The organism is Mesorhizobium sp. M7A.F.Ca.AU.002.02.1.1, from assembly GCF_003998535.1.
In the GTDB taxonomy this organism is placed as follows: domain Bacteria; phylum Pseudomonadota; class Alphaproteobacteria; order Rhizobiales; family Rhizobiaceae; genus Mesorhizobium; species Mesorhizobium ciceri.
The window spans coordinates 1-15,272 of record NZ_RZPB01000061.1 but is presented as its reverse complement, the minus strand read 5'-3'; the positions used below and the strand labels follow the sequence as shown (position 1 = coordinate 15,272).

Below are 15,272 nucleotides of genomic sequence, written 5' to 3'. Positions count from 1 at the left end.
AGCTTGAAGAGCAGATCAAAGCCGATATGGCCGAGACCCGCCAGCAACTGTTCGACCTGTTCGACGCGTCGATCGTGGACATGCTCCGGCAGCGGGGAACGGAAATCGAACGCACCATGTCCGATTTCGAGCGCCGCCTATGGTTGCTGGCGCGCGCCGAGCTTCCGGAAGCGAAATTCCACACCGACGGAATTGCCCGGTTCGATCATGACGGGAAAACGTGGTCGACCGCTTGGCCCCAAGCGGACGAGCAAGGTTGGCAATTTTTTCGTTTGGGAGACGGAACACTGGCCGATCGCCTGGTCGAGGTTGCCCGCACACGCGACCTACCGGAAACGAAACTTGCCTTCGACTACAAGGTCTACCGAGCCGACGGCCAGCCCCGGCTTTCCGACCTTGAGCACGTCGGCGGCAAGAGTGGCTGGCTGAAGGTTTCACTTTTGAAGGCGGAGACCGCAATGGGATCGCGTGATAGCATTGTCATTGCGGCCGTGACGGACGACGGGCAGGTGCTGGCCTCCGAAACGGCCGAGCGCTTGTTCCAGATACCCGCATCCATCGCGGCGATTGATGCCGAATATCCGGCCAACCGCATGGCCGGGATCGACAGGGAAGCGTTGGGCGCTGCGCAAAAATCCGCCGAGGACGAAAACCGGAAATGGCTCGAAGAGGAAACCGTCAAGCTTGAAGCCTATGCCGAGGATCTCGAAAAATCGAATGACATACGTGTCAGGGAACTGGACCTGGAGGCGCGCAACGCCCGGCGGGCACTTCGGGCCAATCAGGCGATTCCGCTAGTCGAGAAGGTAGCGGAAGAACGCCGGATCAAGAAGCTTGAAGGCGAGCGGGATGACCTCAAAATGTCGACCTTCCAGACGCTCCGCGAAATCCGGAAGGAGGTCGACAGCAAACTCGACGAGGTCGCCGCGAAGCTGGCGATTACGCCCAAGGTAACACCATTGCTGACGGTGAGGTGGGAGGTGCTATCGGGGGGCAGCAGCCTATGGATGTCTTAGTCCAAAGTGCTGGAACGGCAGAAACGCTTGGCAATGCAGTCAGAGCATGGAGTGAACATCGCCCGTGTACAGGGTTCTGGGTAGCCGCAGCCTACGCCACTGTCTCGGGAGTTCGTGAATTGCTTGGCGCATTAACGATGATGGATGCGCCTGAAACGCATTGGCTCGTGGGGCTAGATGACTATATCACCCAACCCGGAGCTCTCAGGTTGATTCAATCTCTTCCTGGAGCGCAAATTCGCGTTGCAGGCCTCTCAAGCAAAGATGCGAGGTTCCATCCCAAGCTGTATTTTTTCAAGTCAACATCGAAGGAAGAGACCAACCTCCTAGTTGTCGGTTCGGCCAATCTGACTCGTGCTGCTCTCCGTAAGAATTGCGAGGCCAACGCAATTGGCACTGGAGGCAAGAATTCTACTGAAGCCTTTGATGCGGCTTGGTCGCAGTTGTGGAGCATCGGCGAGGAGCTTACAGCGGAGAAATTGAGCGAATACGAGCAAACCTATCTAAAGATTCGACCGCTCCGAGACGCTATCGCGCGACTGACCACAGGCAAGAATGAGAAAGAGCCTCCTGTAAAGAAAGCTTTAGATTCCGACCAAACCGAAGTAGATCCAGCGCTCGCCACAACGTGCTGGATTGAGGGTGGCAATATCACGTTGATGGGAAAGGAGCTTGAGTTTAAAGCGGAGCAAGCGCTTTTCTTTGGGCTTTCCTCAAACGGCGGAGAGGATTCATATTTCAATTTCAAAACCTCGGCAGGGACTGTCGCTAAACTCAAAATGCGGTATCAGCAGAATCACATGTGGCGACTTCAACTGAACGATGAAGTTCCTGAGGTGAAAGTCGGGCTCAGACCGAAAAATCCAGATGGCAGTTTGGGCAGGTCACCGTATGTCGCCGTATTTGAACGGACAAAAATTGGAGGCACCTTCGTACTCGGGTTCCTTCATTTGGAGTCCAAAGAATTTTCTAGGTTGAAACGTCAATCTGAAAGATATGGGGCGACTGGTAGCACCATCGCGCGGCAATACGGATGGTTTTAACGTCGGAAAAATGATGAACGGATCAAAAAAACTAGAACTAACTTGGGTTGGAAAAGGCTCATCGCCTTCGATCGAACCACGTATTCTGGTTCCAGATGATGATTTCTCGCATATCGCAAGCGAGAAGAAGACTGGGGATCTTTATGCGAACTCTCTGATTCAGGCCGATAATCTATTAGCGCTTAAATCCCTCCAAGACGAGATCGGAGGTATGGTGAAGTGCATTTTTATTGACCCTCCGTATAATACCGGATCTGCATTTGAGCAATACCAGGATGGTGTTGAGCATTCTCTTTGGCTAAATTTACTAAACGATCGAATTAAGCTTCTCTACAATCTATTGGAGCCAACCGGTTCCTTCTGGGTGAGCGTTGATGACAACGAAGCGCATTATCTGAAAGTTATGTGCGACGAGGTGTTTGGTAGAGGTAATTTTATCGCGAATGTAGTCTGGCAGAAAAAGTATACCGTTTCCAACGACGCTAAGTATTTCAGCGACAACCACGATCATATTTTGGTGTACGCAAAAGAGCGAGAACGTTGGTCCCCCAATCGCCTGCCCCGCTCTGATGAAATGAATGCACGATATTCAAATCCGGACAATCATCCGAAAGGTCCATGGAAGGCTACACCACTGCACGCGAAGAGCGGCAGCGCGAAGGCAAAAGGATTCAGCTTTCAGTTCAAGAATGGGTTCGTTTGGCGGCCCCCTTCAGGAACCTTTCCAAGATTCTCTGAAGAGTCGTTGCGACGGATGGACGAGAACAGCGAGATTTGGTTTGGACAAGGCGGCACTTCACAGCCATCACGAAAGACCTTTCTTTCGGAGTTGTCGAATACGGGAACCCCACCGCTGACAGTGTGGCTAAGTTCAGATGTCGGGCATAATCATGAGGCCAAAACCGAGGTAAAGGCATTCAATCCGGATGATGTCTTCGCCACTCCAAAACCCGAGCGCTTGCTTCAGCGGATTCTTCACATTGCCACTAGTCCCGGTGATCTCGTCCTCGATTCATTCGCAGGGTCCGGGACCACGGGGGCAGTCGCGCACAAAATGGGCCGTCGTTGGATCATGGTCGAGTTGGGCAACCATGCTGTCACCCACATTGTCCCGAGGCTGAGGAAAGTCATAGATGGCGATGATCCTGGCGGCATAACGGCAGCGACCGGATGGGAAGGCGGAGGCGGGTTTCGGTTCTATCGCCTTGCGCCGTCGCTTCTGGAAAAAGACCGTTTCGGCAATTGGGTTATATCCAAGGAATACAATGCTGCCATGCTAGCCGAGGCGCTCTGCAAGCATCTAGGCTTCACCTATGCGCCCAGCCAAGACCCGGCCGAATACTGGCGGCACGGGTACTCGACCGAAAGCGATTTCGTATTCGTGACGACCCAGTCGCTGACCTATGACGCGCTGAAAAAGCTATCGGAGGAAGTCGGATCCAAGCGCAGCCTGCTGGTTTGCTGCAAGGCCTTTAACGCGAAGGAAGACAGTTTTCCGAACCTGACGGTGAAGAAGATTCCTCATTCAATCCTCGCGAAGTGCGAATGGGGTCGAGACGACTATTCGCTAAAAATTGCGAACCTGCCGGAGAAGGTGGATTTCGATGAGGTGGCGGAGCCGGACGCGTCGAAGCGCGGCAAAGCCGCAGCGGCAGCCTTGCCGCTTTTTGACAATGCGGAGGATGAGGCATGACCTCCCAACGGCTGCTTCAGCAGATAAAGGCTCGCCTTTCACTGCGCACGCCCCAGGCTGAGGCGCTCGACATCTTGGCGGACGTGCTCAACACCATCGAATTTTCCAAGGGCGCTGATCCCGTCGTCGCACTTGACGCAATCAAGGCGACCTATGCCACGGTGACGGATTTCGAGCGCGATTTCCCGTCGCTCTGTTTCGCGCTTGCGACAGGGGTCGGCAAGACGCGCCTCATGGGCGCTTTCATTGCCTATCTCTATCTCTCAGGACGGTCGAAGCACTTCTTTATCCTCGCACCGAACACCACTATTTACGACAAGCTCGTCGACGATTTCAGTCGGCAGAACTCCTCAAAATACGTATTCCGGGGCATCGCTGAATTCGCGCAGCTTCCGCCCATAGTCGAGACCGGGGACAACTGGGAACGCGGCTACGCCGTGCGTGGCGACCTTCTGGGCCAGACCGCTATCGTGTTCATCTTCAACATCGACAAGGTGAACAAGGAGCAGGGGCGCATCCGTAAGCTCCATGAATATATCGGCGAGTCCTATTTCGAGTACCTGTCGGCCCTTCCGGACCTTGTCCTCTTGATGGACGAAGCGCACCGCTATCGCGCCAAGGCGGGCATGAACGCCATTGCCGAACTGAAACCTGTTATCGGCCTCGAATTGACGGCGACACCACGTTCGGTTGGAGCCAAATCGGTTGCGTTCAAGAACGTGGTTCTCGATTACCCGCTTGGACAGGCGATGGCCGAGGGCTATGTGAAAGACCCGGCCGTCGCCACTCGCGAAGGGTTTCGCGTCGACAGCATCACGCCGGAACAGCTTGAACGGATGAAGCTTGAGGACGGGATTCACTGCCATGAAAACACTAAGGCAGAGCTAGCGATCTATGCACAACAGACCGGGCGCAAGCTTGTCCATCCCTTCATGTTGGTCGTGGCGCAAGACACCACGCACGCCAGCGAAATCCGGCGATACCTGGAATCGGATGGTTTCTTTCGGGGGCGCTACCAGGGTCGCGTGATCGAGGTTCATTCCGGAACGCGCGCGGAGGAGACTGAAGAGGCGACCGAGAAGCTTGTCGCACTGGAGCATGATGCGACGACCGATATCGTCATTCACGTCAACAAACTGAAGGAAGGCTGGGACGTAACCAACCTCTACACGATCGTCCCATTGCGCGCATCGGCTTCCGACATTCTGACGGAGCAGACGCTTGGACGTGGCCTGCGGTTGCCTTATGGCCAGCGCACGGGCGTGGAAGCCGTCGATCGCTTGACCGTCATCGCGCATGACAGGTTCGACGACGTAATCAAGGCAGCGCGCGATCCGGACTCGCTCATCTCGATTAGGAAGACCGTCATTGTCGGCGGCAGCGGCGACGTGTCGAATCTCGGCGCGCATGTGGTCGAAGCTCCTTCGAATGTTGAAACGATGCTTACCGGAAAAGCGGGAGCGTTTGAGGAATCCGAACAAACGTCTTACGTCTTCGAGACCCAGGAAGAGCGTGAGGTAGCGAAAGTCGCTTGGGATGTGATCCAGCGCGAGTTCGAACGCCGGATCAAGACCGGGATCGAAAAACTCGACACGCCAGAGATACAGGCTGAAATCACCAGCATCGTGAAGGCGGTCATGGCACCTGAACAGCGATGGTTCGAAAGTTTCGAACGAAAAACCGATGTCGCAGCGACCGTCGCTAAAGTCACGAAACAGATCGTCATGCACACGATTTCGATTCCCGAAATCGTCGTGCTGCCGACGACGCAGGTAAATTTTGGATTCAAGGATTTCGACCTTTCGAATCTCGAAACAATCGCCAGGCAGCCGCTCTCCGATCAGATCATGGTCCAACGACTCCGCGACGAGACGCGCGCCTTCCTTGCTCGCACGGTGGAAGGCTCGAAGGAAGAACGCTTAGAGAGCTATGTTGTCCGCCATCTCATGGACATGCCAGAGGTCGATTACGACACGCAGAGCGAGCTTCTGTTCAAGCTGGCGGGGCAGATGGTGGCGCGGCTTCAATCATACCTTGCGACCTCCGAGGACGTGGAGAACGTCCTTTTGACGCACGGCAAAGATCTCGCCAGGTTCATTTTCCAGCAGATGATGACGCACTATTGGGAGACCCCGACCGATTACCGAGCTAGCGTCTCAAGGGGTTTCGTCGTGATGAAGCCCCAGGCCTACAACGTCCCCAGCGAGGCATTCGTTCGGGATTTCCGAACGCCAGTCAGCCCGCTCAACCTTACACCAAAATATGTCTTCGAAGGTTTCGCCAAGTGCTGCTATCCGTACCAGAAATTCGACTCCGACACAGAGCGGGAATTCGCGGTCATCGTGGAGGCTGCCAGCGAAGCCGGAGTGTTGCGCTGGATGAAACCCGCAATCGGTCAGTTCAGGATCGAATACGCGTCCGGGCAGTCATACGAGCCGGATTTCGTGGTCGAGACTACCAAGGACAAGTTCATCATTGAGATCAAGGCGAAGAATGAGATGGCCGACCCGATTGTTCAGGCGAAGGCCAAGGCTGCCCGGAAATGGGTGCATCACGCAAATGAGCACGCCAGGGATACGGGCGGAAAGCCGTGGACTTATGTGCTCGTGCCACATGACGCGGTGAAGCCAAGCGCGACGCTGGCCTCGCTGGTTTCGGCCTATTCGCAGGCAGGGGAGCTTGTTTGAGGGCGTGACCAAGGTTTTGAAAAGGCCCGAGGGGGCATCGGTCCAGTGACCAGAATGAATCATGAAAGACCGATCTTCAAACTCCTGGCTGACCTCAAACGCGACAAGAGCAGAACGCCGCCAGAGAGCTTATTAAAACTGGAAAAGAAATATTCTTCGACCTTGCAGAGCAACGATGGCACCAAGCTAAGAGGATCTTCGGAGAAAAAGATCATCCATGAAGTGGCGCTAGGAATTTTCGATCATGTGAAGCGGCACAACGATGTTCGGGTCATTCACTCTCTGCTGAATGCCGTCGAAAAGGAAGTTTACAAATCGGCGATCAGCGAATGGTTTCGCCGTTATGGAAGGGTCGACACGGACGGCACCGGAAAATTCTCTCTATGCAAGGACAAGAATTTTGATCGTCCTTCGGCGGTTCAAAATCCCTTCTGGACGCTCACGCCGATTTTCACAAAGCAGCGGCCGTTCAATTTCGCCCGAGAACTAGAAAAACTCGTCGACAGGGCGACCGAACGGGCAGACAAGCCATCGCCCAGCGATGTTGTTGATCCAATCCTTCTCTCGTAGATAAAGCGGCTGATTGGGACACGCAGGTGAAGGCGCGAGGATAGCTTAAAACTATAAGTGTAGTTTGGCTCAGCGAATTATAAGCACACTCGATTAGGGGCGAATAGGGCTAATGCGACCATTTACAAGATCGATCATAGAGCTTTTTGACGGTAAGAGACGCTACCTGATTCCGCTGTATCAGCGGCAATACGCCTGGAAAGTGACCCCCCAACTGGAGTTGCTTTGGGAGGATATTCAGCGGGCTGCGGCAAAGCTTGAGGCGGAAGGCGTGTTATCTGCGCCCCACTTCATGGGAGCGATCGTGATCTCGCAGGTGAAAACGTTCGGCAAGCAGGTGCAGGCGTTTGAGGTCATTGATGGCCAACAGCGCCTTACGACCTTCCAGTTGCTCCTGACCGCCCTAAGGGACGTGGCAGCCTGCCACTCACCCGAATATGCGGACGAGGTAGCCAAGTACATCTTCAACGATGGTGTAATGGAGCAGCCAGAAGTCGAGCGGTTCAAGCTTTGGCCGTCACTCACCGACCGTGCTTCTTTCATCGGAGTGGTTGACGCTGAGGACAAGTCGGATGCGGCAACCTTCCGTTTGGATGATGAGCAGGGTGTGGTTCGCCCGTCGGTAGCGGCGCATGCGTTCTTCAAGGATCGCATCGAAAAGCACGTCCGGCCGAATGGTGAATATGATGCCTTTCGCATGGAGAAGTTGTTTGAGGCGTTACGCGTCGGGTTGGCAGCAGTATCAATCGAACTTGAAGGTGGCGATGACGCTCAGACGATCTTCGAAACGCTTAACAGCCGGGGAGTCGATCTGACCGCCGGTGATCTCATGCGTAACTTCATCTTTCAGCGAGCGAAAGGGTTGGGACAGACCAAGGGTTCTCTGAATGTAGACCGCCTGTACCAGGATTTCTGGCTCCCGCTCGACGGTTGGTTCTGGAAGGAAGGGGATACACGCGGTCGTCAGACGAAGTCCCGCCTGGATTGGCTGCTTGTCGACCACCTTACAATGAAGAAAGCGGAGACCGTTTCGGTCGACGATCTCTTTGAATCCTATCGCAGATGGATTTTGGACCTCACGCCGTTCACCTCCATCAAAGCTGAGCTCGAATCGATCGCAGCAAGCGCGGCAGTTCATCGACGGCTATCGGATCAGTCGACCGATGATCCTTTGGGACGCTTCGGGCGCTTTACCAAGGCGTTCGACGTGTCAACGGCCATGCCTCTCGTGCTCTATCTAGCGGGCGAAAGCGCGCTGGACGAAGGCGAGCTGCCCGATGCTCTCCGGCTGATCGAATCCTATATCGTCAGGCGCGATATCTGCGGCCTCACGACCGCCAATTACAACAAGTTCTTTGTCGATATGATCGCAAAGCTTCGCGCGGGCGGCCAAGTGTCAGTCGCGCGTGTTCATCAATTGCTGTCCGCGAGTCAGGCGGATGCGATCCGTTTCCCGCCAGACAGCGAATGGAAGGCGCAATGGCTTGGTCGCGACCAATACAAAGGGAGTCGTCAGCCGCGCCTTCGGTATCTGTTCGAGGCGCTTGAACACCAGAAAAGGAACGATCGCAGCGAAGTCGTCGCCATCCGGAGCGATTTGACGCTCGAACACATCATGCCGCAAAAATGGCGCGAGAATTGGCCCGTTCCGGGTTTTGATCACGTTGCGGCCGGCGAGGTGGATATTGACCAGGTTGCTCGCGAGGTTGACCGCGACAAGATCATAAACAAGCTCGGCAACCTCACACTGCTGACCCAGAAGCTGAACACGTCGGCTTCGAACGGATCGTTCTCGACCAAGATGCCTGCTGTGAGAGCACACACGGCGCTCGCGCTGAACCGGGAACTCCATCAGTACCAGGCATGGGATGAGGAGACCGTCTCACACCGTGGAAGCGCGCTGTTCGATACGGCGCTTTCGATATGGTCCGGCCCGACGATTGCTGAGCAGAATAATCAGAACGCAGGCGCAGGGCACGCGTTGACGCAGCAGGCCGACGCTGCGGAATAGGCGGCGCGGAAATGGGTTCACCATGCGAACGAGCATGCTAGGGAATGGGCGGAAACCGTCGTCCTATGTGCTTGTGCCGCATGATGCCGTGAAGCCGAGCTCGACGCTGGTGTCGGCGTACGCGCAGGCCGCGGAGTTGGTGTGACTGATCATAGTTTTTTGAGGGAGAGGGATGGCCAACAGCGCCGTCCCTGTGGGGGGGTGAATTGCTGGAGAGTGTAACGGCAACAGAGTTTCTGCGCCCGGCCTCTCAGGGTCGCACCGCTCCGATCCTTTTGATGTGCGAGGATGCGGCAGGAGAGACCGTCGAGGTTTTCTGCAAGCTATCCAGCGGATGCGATGCCGGGGTGTCGAGCTTGTCTCGGGAGAGCATAGGTGCCTGCTTGGCTGCGGACCTCGGATTGCCTGTTCCCCGTCCCTATTGGGTTCGGCTGCCCCCTGAGTTCATAGAGTCTGTTTCAGACGAGACTGTTCGCCAGAAGCTTGGCGTGAGCTCACCTGTCGGATTCGGATCACTGCGTGTTCCCAACCAGTTTGCAGCATGGGCGAAAGGCAATTTGATTACTGACACAATGATGCCTGACGCAACTGGTATTCTGATCTTCGATGCGATCATCCAGAATCCGGATCGACGCGACGGGAATCCCAACTGCTTGGTGAAGGGCGACAATCTGCGGATATTCGATCACGAGCTGGCTTTCATGACTGAGCAACTCCTGTTCTGGAAGCCGCCCTGGACACTAGGTGGCCTGAGTTGGGTCGGAGTGCCAGGAGCCCATATTTTCGTTGGGGGATTGAAGGGGCGGGATGTTGATTATGATCTCATCAAGGATCGCTGGGTTAACTTGTCAGATGAGGTGATTGCGAGCTATCAGACCGCAGTTCCGGACGAGTGGGCTGGCTCGGAGGCCGCCGTTCACGCAGCGCTTAAGCTAATTCGAGATGCACGAGACAACATCGACGGGTGTTTGGATGAAGTGCGGAGGATACTGAAATGAGCGATCGCCATCCCTACAACTTCATTGTCCTGCGTTATGTCCACGACATCGTAACCGGGGAGTTCGTGAACGTTGGCGTGATCTTGCATGTCTCACGTGAGGGCATCCTGAGGTGGCGCACGCGAAAGACCATAGGCCGTATCAAAAGCGTGTTCCCGGATCTCGATCGCGAGGCCTTCGTGGCTGCTATGCGGAGTGTCGAGCGGGGTATGCGTGGCGCTTCCAAGATGCTGCCCAAGGAGGGTCTGTTCAGGCAAGATCGCGGACTGGACTCCTACGCCAAGTCAATCGTACCGAATGACGACAGTTCCCTACAATGGTCACCTGTCAGCTCCGGTGTGACCAACGATCCATCGAAGACCTTCGAGCGTCTCTATGAGCGATTTGTTGGCCGCTACGATGTGACCGTGAAGGCCAGGAAGACTGACGAGGATATCTGGCGGCCCGTCCGTACCATGCTAGCCGAGCGGAATCTGAACGTGGAACTGGAAAAGAAGGTCTTATCCAGCAAAGCGGATAGTATCGAGTTCAAGCACGCATGGAAGAACGGCAGTTGGCATGCCTATGAACCGTTGTCGTTAGACTTGGCGGATGCTGATGGGATTAAGGACAAGGTCCGTCGCTGGCGTGGGCATCTTGCTGCTGTCGCAGATGACGCGCAAGAGCCGTTGAAGCTGCATTTCATTGTGGGTGCGCCAGAGAACCGTCAGCTTATGCCTGTCTACAAAAACGCGCTTGAGATCTTACGTGGCTCTCCATTCGCACCGGAGATCGTTGAGGAAACGCAGATCGCCTCATTGGTCGATGAAATCGAGGATGAAGTTCGGTCGCACAATCAGCGGATTTGATCCGTGATGGTGCAGCCTCCGCATGGCTAATCAGCAGCCATGTCGGAACGGCTCACGATCGTGAGGGGCGAGGATTAGGCACACAACTCTGTCTCGTCGAAAATCATTTGAGTATGCCTTTAGCGGACCGCGTTTTTAGGTGGTTCGATAATAACGTTTGACCACCCTAATCGTACCAGACAATATGAGACCATTCATATCGAACCGGGGCCTCATATGTTCGTCCGCGCCTATCTCCGAGCCTCAACGAAAGAGCAGGATGCCAACCGAGCCAAAGGTGACCTCCTCACGTTTGCCAAGGAACGTGGACTGCAAATCGCCGCTACCTATGTGGAGAATGAAAGCGGGGCCTCCCTCGCACGACCGGAACTCTTCCGACTCCTCTCGGATTGCCAACCAGGAGACATCCTGCTGATCGAGCAGGTGGATCGCCTCAGCAGGCTGAACGGTGCAGATTGGAATAAGCTAAAGGACGAAATTAGAGATCGACACATCAAGGTTGTCGCCCTCGACCTACCGACATCATGGGGCATGGCATCGGGGAATGCCGATGAGTTCATGTCCCGCATGGCAGACGCAATCAACAACATGATGCTCGATGTGATCGCGGCAGTCGCTAGGAAAGACTACGAGGATCGTCGGCGTAGGCAGACGCAGGGTATCGCGAAAGCCAAGAGCGAGGGAAAATATCGTGGCCGGCCTGAGGACAAGGCCCGCAATAAAGCGATCCAAAGCATGCTCACCAGCGGGCAAAGCTGGAGCACCATCATTTCGGCAACGGGATGCTCTCGGTCAACGCTGGCGAGGTTGGCAAAGGGAGTGGCGGGGTAAGACTGCCGGATGCCCGAAATTTTCGGCCGCGACATTTTGCACCCGGTTGCAAAGTCTCCCGGTGGCAGACTCATGCGAAGGGCCGTTGCGGCTTTTGTAGCTCCAAAGACGGCAGTTTCTGGGAGCATCGCGGCTAGTGTGCATTGGCTTCATTGAGTGTTCGATCTACCGAGGTGAGCCATGAAAGTCCGACAGAGCGACACGTTGTGCCGATGGATGAAGCCGGCTTCGGGGTATTCCGGCCCAGCGTAGGTCAATTCGATGTTGGACCATGTGGCCACCACCCAATCGGCGAACCTGTGTGCCTCACCGGGCGCCCCCCGCCAGTTCGTCGCTATACACTGCGCAACCGCCCGGCGCTGGTCATCCGGCCACGGTGCCGCAATGTTCGGCCAATGCTGTTCGGCAGACCGGTGTAACGTCTCCTCGATTGCCTCCAGCGTGAGCCGGACAACCGTCTGGTCAAGGGGGGACTGATTAGGGCCGGAAAGGGGGGCGGCCGGAACCGGGGGGTTCTCTTTCGCCGGAGGCGTCTTTTCCCCGGAAGCGCCTTGAACGACCGGGCGAACGCGTTGCCGGATAGGATGAGACGTTTCGGTTTTCGGGGCCGACCCCTCGTTGCCGGCAGGCGGCGAGTAATCATTCCCTCTGAGCTTTGAATTTCCTTCTGCGGTTCCTTCTGAAACGTTCTCTCTAAATGCCCCTCGGTTTTCCGTTGGGGTAGTCCCTTGGCTTTTCGTGGGGGTAGCCCCTTGGTGTTCCGTGGGGGTCACCTTCCTGCCCCCTCGGTTTTCCGTGGGAGTTGCCCCCACACTTTTCCGTGGGAGTGCCTTTTGCGACACTGGTGGGTCGGACGGTTCCCAGTCGAGGTTGAGAGTAATGCGCATACCTTTGGCATTGCCGGGGGAGTGCTCTACCGTGATGAAACCCTCGGCCTCTAACCACTGGATATGCCCTCGGGCTTGCGTTTCCTTCGGCCCGCTCGCCTGCATTATCTGCCTGTAGGTGAGCCAGCACGTGCTCACGCCCCAGTTCACGGTTTTGTCGATGATGATCAGGATCGTGTCTCGCGTGCCCACCGGTATGTAGTGACGCCAGACGCGGATGTATTGCCGCATGATGCCCTGTTGGGAAATCGTGCGAGACAATGGCCAATTCTCCGGCCTGTAGTGGCTGTGCATCCGCCATTCCTTTTGGTCCGGCTGCTGCACTGGCTCTGTCGTGTCGATGTCTGGGGGATTGTTGGTGTTGTCCGCGTCGGTGGTGGCATCGGCGGATTGAGGGCGTGAATAGGCTAGGTGAGGGGACATTTGGTCTATTCCTTGGTCTGAGAGGGGCGGCACCGCCATCCGACCAAGGAAAAATGCGGCACCGCCCCTGTTGACAGTCCACGCGGCGCAGCGTGAACCAGCGCACCCCATATCTACCATGAGCGTGGTCAAATCGACAGTGCTTCTGAAGTGTAATCGGCAGGAAAAGTTTGCAACAAGTTGCAAAATCAAAGCAATGTGTTGACGAAGACTTCGTATGGCAGTGCGAAAGCTTCTGGGCCAGACGTGCGCTCGTGTTGCTATTCGGGCGAACTGTGCCAGACTCCCGGTCGTGGTCAAAACGGGCGTGAATTTTCATGGACATCATTTTTCCGGTCGCGGCGCTTTGGGTAGCCGGGGGCGTTCTCTTCCTTCAGGGCATCGTCACCAATCGCGACGCCAGCCCGGCAGTGGCGGCGAACTCTCGCGCCGTGGTCGACGATCTCTTGCGGCTCCGGCCGGCCGCGTTGGTCGCGGCGGCGCTCTTCTTGGTTGCCTGGCCCGCCATCTGGATCGGTGCGCATATCGTGCGCCGCTGAGTTTGCACCCGGTTTCAAAAAAGTTGCCCAAGCCATGCTGCATTCTTCGACCATAGCCGACGATCACGGGTCCATGCTGGCCCGGCTCAAAGCCGCCCACGCGTTCGTTGCGTCGCTTGTGGTCGAAGATGCGATCTATGCGCCGATCTTCACGCGGCTAGAGGCGGAAATCGCGGCCGAAGAGGCGAGGGGAGACCCCATCGCCCGGGCGCGGGCAATCGTCGCTGCTCAAAGGGCGAAGCTCTGAAGGATGTCGCGCTTGTGCGCCAACGTCGCGCCTTCGCCGTAGCGTTCCCTGCCCAGCGCATGGCCGAACAGGTCGCGCCGGATACGCTCATCTACCTTGGCGGCAATCATCCGGTCTTCAAAAGAATGCCGCAGGCTGTAGAGAACATGTTCCGGTGTCTCTAACAGGTCGTGTTCCCGAAGGTACTTGTTCACCGTGTCGCTGATCTTGTCCTTGAAACGATAGGTCGGAAAGCCTTGCGGGCAGTGCTTGAAGGCTTCGAGCGACACGCCTACCAGCGGAATGACACGCTCGCTCACCTTGTTCTTTAGCTGCCGGCCTTCCGGCTCAATGCTGATATATGGCACGTCAACATCCAGGCGGATGTGGTGCGGCATGAGCCCGGCCGCTTCGCCGGGGCGATAGCCGGTGTTGATCATGCCAAGCAGGATGCACCGGGCTTCCGTGTTCAAGCTGTCCAGCGCGCCGGGGGCAAGCAGCTTGGTCTTGATCCAGTCGACCGAGAAAGGCGGGCGGGTCCGCTCCTTGTCGGCTTTGAAGGTGAGGCCGTCCAGCGGCAGGACCAGCCCTAGCCGCTTCATCTTGACCACGGTGCGAAGGATATTGCCGATGTGCTGGAAATCCTTGTTAGCAGTGTCGGGCTTGGCATCGCCGGCCGCTATCCGCTCCATCCATGTTTCGCGGAAGTCGAGCATGTCGTCTCCGGTGATCTCTGAAAGCTCCTTGTCGCCGATCTCTTCAATCAAGTTGGCGATGGCACGTTTGCGGGGGTGCTCCCAGCGGCGAAGCTGATCCTCGCTCTTGCCTATCGTGTCCTGCTTGGCAAAGCCCCAATACAACTCCAGTGCCTTGCTGATTTTGATCCCCGGTTCGGGAGCGCCGCCCAGCACGGCGCGCGCCTCGATCTTGGCAGCATCGCCATTGAGCTTCAGGGCGGACTCGACACGTTCGAGCAGCTTTTCGCGGGGGAGTTGGGCGATGCGATCAGCGGGCAGGTAGTTGTAGCCGCGCACGGCGGCCAGTTCCTTCGCCGCTGCAAACCGTCGCTCGGCATCGTCGGTTGCGCCGGCAAGGGTAGCTTCCCAGCCCTCGACCATATGCGCCCATGCGGTTGGAGCCTTCTGTCGCGCAACCGTTTCGGAGTCCGTGTGAAGGCTGATCCAGATTTGAGTGCGCGGCTCGATTGCAGCATAGCGCTTAGGCACTCGGCGGACGATGTGGAAGGTCTTATTGCGGCGCTTGACGTTCATACCGCTACCATGCGCGCTGCGCCTGTGTATGGCAATATGTGCAGCAGGATGTTTAGCAAAATTCCGCGTGCCGATTGATCACCTGACGCTGTCGGCGCGGATTATTCAATTAAACCAAAGCGTTGGAAAGTCTGGCAATGCGCTGAAAGCACAGAAATTGGCTCCCCGGGCCGGATTCGAACCAGCGACCAACCGGTTAACAGCCGGTTGCTCTACCACTGAGCTACCG

12 protein-coding genes and 1 pseudogene are annotated in these 15,272 nt (G+C 56.3%); 11 read left to right on the top strand and 2 right to left on the bottom strand.

Translation table 11 applies throughout. The features are described from left to right. The 9 genes and pseudogenes from EN879_RS06500 to EN879_RS06460 all read left to right on the top strand — a co-directional run. A pseudogene (locus tag EN879_RS06500) lies at window positions 1-1,016 on the top strand (helicase SNF2); the annotation flags it as partial. After that, window positions 1,004-2,059 carry a phospholipase D-like domain-containing protein gene (locus EN879_RS06495; RefSeq protein WP_082826468.1) on the top strand — a complete coding sequence of 352 codons (1,056 nt, stop codon included), beginning with the start codon at window positions 1,004-1,006 and terminating at the stop codon, window positions 2,057-2,059. The pseudogene EN879_RS06500 and the gene EN879_RS06495, both read left to right, overlap by 13 nt. Before the next feature lie 13 nt (window positions 2,060-2,072). Beyond that, window positions 2,073-3,752 carry a site-specific DNA-methyltransferase gene (locus tag EN879_RS06490; protein WP_063168132.1) on the top strand — a complete coding sequence of 560 codons (1,680 nt, stop codon included), beginning with the start codon at window positions 2,073-2,075 and terminating at the stop codon, window positions 3,750-3,752. Further along, entirely contained in the window at window positions 3,749-6,439 is a 2,691-nt protein-coding gene (locus EN879_RS06485) for a DEAD/DEAH box helicase family protein (RefSeq protein WP_063168131.1), read from the top strand. The genes EN879_RS06490 and EN879_RS06485 overlap by 4 nt, the downstream gene beginning before the upstream one ends. Window positions 6,440-6,484: 45 nt before the next feature. Next, window positions 6,485-7,009, top strand: a complete 525-nt coding sequence (locus EN879_RS06480) for a hypothetical protein (protein WP_127224114.1) — start codon at window positions 6,485-6,487, stop codon at window positions 7,007-7,009. A gap of 112 nt (window positions 7,010-7,121) precedes the next feature. Continuing rightward, window positions 7,122-9,020: a DUF262 domain-containing protein gene (locus EN879_RS06475; RefSeq protein WP_063168129.1), complete on the top strand. Its 1,899-nt coding sequence runs from the start codon at window positions 7,122-7,124 to the stop codon at window positions 9,018-9,020. A 206-nt stretch (window positions 9,021-9,226) separates the two neighbouring features. Continuing rightward, window positions 9,227-10,018, top strand: coding sequence for a HipA family kinase (locus EN879_RS06470; protein WP_206617027.1), 792 nt, complete (start codon window positions 9,227-9,229; stop codon window positions 10,016-10,018). Continuing rightward, a complete protein-coding gene (locus EN879_RS06465) occupies window positions 10,015-10,866 on the top strand; it encodes a DUF3037 domain-containing protein (protein ID WP_063168127.1) in 852 nt (283 codons plus the stop codon). Before EN879_RS06470 ends, EN879_RS06465 begins: the two co-directional genes overlap by 4 nt. Before the next feature lie 216 nt (window positions 10,867-11,082). Continuing rightward, window positions 11,083-11,697, top strand: a complete 615-nt coding sequence (locus EN879_RS06460) for a recombinase family protein (RefSeq protein WP_063168126.1) — start codon at window positions 11,083-11,085, stop codon at window positions 11,695-11,697. A gap of 149 nt (window positions 11,698-11,846) precedes the next feature. On the opposite strand, the gene EN879_RS06455 is transcribed toward EN879_RS06460, so the two are convergent. Then, on the bottom strand, window positions 11,847-13,007 hold the full coding sequence (locus EN879_RS06455) for a hypothetical protein (protein WP_063168125.1): 1,161 nt from the start codon (window positions 13,005-13,007) through the stop codon (window positions 11,847-11,849). Between the two features lie 317 nt (window positions 13,008-13,324). Here EN879_RS06455 and EN879_RS06450 point away from each other — a divergent pair, with 317 nt between their 5' ends. Both EN879_RS06450 and EN879_RS38880 read left to right on the top strand, forming a co-directional pair. Further along, window positions 13,325-13,546 carry a hypothetical protein gene (locus EN879_RS06450; RefSeq protein ID WP_063168124.1) on the top strand — a complete coding sequence of 74 codons (222 nt, stop codon included), beginning with the start codon at window positions 13,325-13,327 and terminating at the stop codon, window positions 13,544-13,546. Window positions 13,547-13,619: 73 nt separating this feature from the next. Beyond that, window positions 13,620-13,793, top strand: coding sequence for a hypothetical protein (locus EN879_RS38880; RefSeq protein WP_158515785.1), 174 nt, complete (start codon window positions 13,620-13,622; stop codon window positions 13,791-13,793). Here the strand turns inward: EN879_RS38880 and EN879_RS06445 are convergent. Further along, a complete protein-coding gene (locus EN879_RS06445) occupies window positions 13,775-15,043 on the bottom strand; it encodes a DUF6538 domain-containing protein (RefSeq protein ID WP_063168122.1) in 1,269 nt (422 codons plus the stop codon). The genes EN879_RS38880 and EN879_RS06445 overlap by 19 nt on opposite strands. Between the last annotated feature and the right edge of the window lie 229 nt (window positions 15,044-15,272).

What these genes read in the sequence shown, in the direction of transcription:
- EN879_RS06445 (WP_063168122.1), bottom strand. Translation starts at nt 15,043, where the DNA reads ATGAACGTCAAGCGCCGCAATAAGACCTTCCACATCGTCCGCCGAGTG.
- EN879_RS38880 (WP_158515785.1), top strand. Translation starts at nt 13,620, where the DNA reads ATGCTGGCCCGGCTCAAAGCCGCCCACGCGTTCGTTGCGTCGCTTGTG.
- EN879_RS06465 (WP_063168127.1), top strand. Translation starts at nt 10,015, where the DNA reads ATGAGCGATCGCCATCCCTACAACTTCATTGTCCTGCGTTATGTCCAC.
- EN879_RS06455 (WP_063168125.1), bottom strand. Translation starts at nt 13,007, where the DNA reads ATGTCCCCTCACCTAGCCTATTCACGCCCTCAATCCGCCGATGCCACC.
- EN879_RS06460 (WP_063168126.1), top strand. Translation starts at nt 11,083, where the DNA reads ATGTTCGTCCGCGCCTATCTCCGAGCCTCAACGAAAGAGCAGGATGCC.
- EN879_RS06475 (WP_063168129.1), top strand. Translation starts at nt 7,122, where the DNA reads ATGCGACCATTTACAAGATCGATCATAGAGCTTTTTGACGGTAAGAGA.
- EN879_RS06490 (WP_063168132.1), top strand. Translation starts at nt 2,073, where the DNA reads ATGAACGGATCAAAAAAACTAGAACTAACTTGGGTTGGAAAAGGCTCA.
- EN879_RS06495 (WP_082826468.1), top strand. Translation starts at nt 1,004, where the DNA reads ATGGATGTCTTAGTCCAAAGTGCTGGAACGGCAGAAACGCTTGGCAAT.
- EN879_RS06485 (WP_063168131.1), top strand. Translation starts at nt 3,749, where the DNA reads ATGACCTCCCAACGGCTGCTTCAGCAGATAAAGGCTCGCCTTTCACTG.
- EN879_RS06450 (WP_063168124.1), top strand. Translation starts at nt 13,325, where the DNA reads ATGGACATCATTTTTCCGGTCGCGGCGCTTTGGGTAGCCGGGGGCGTT.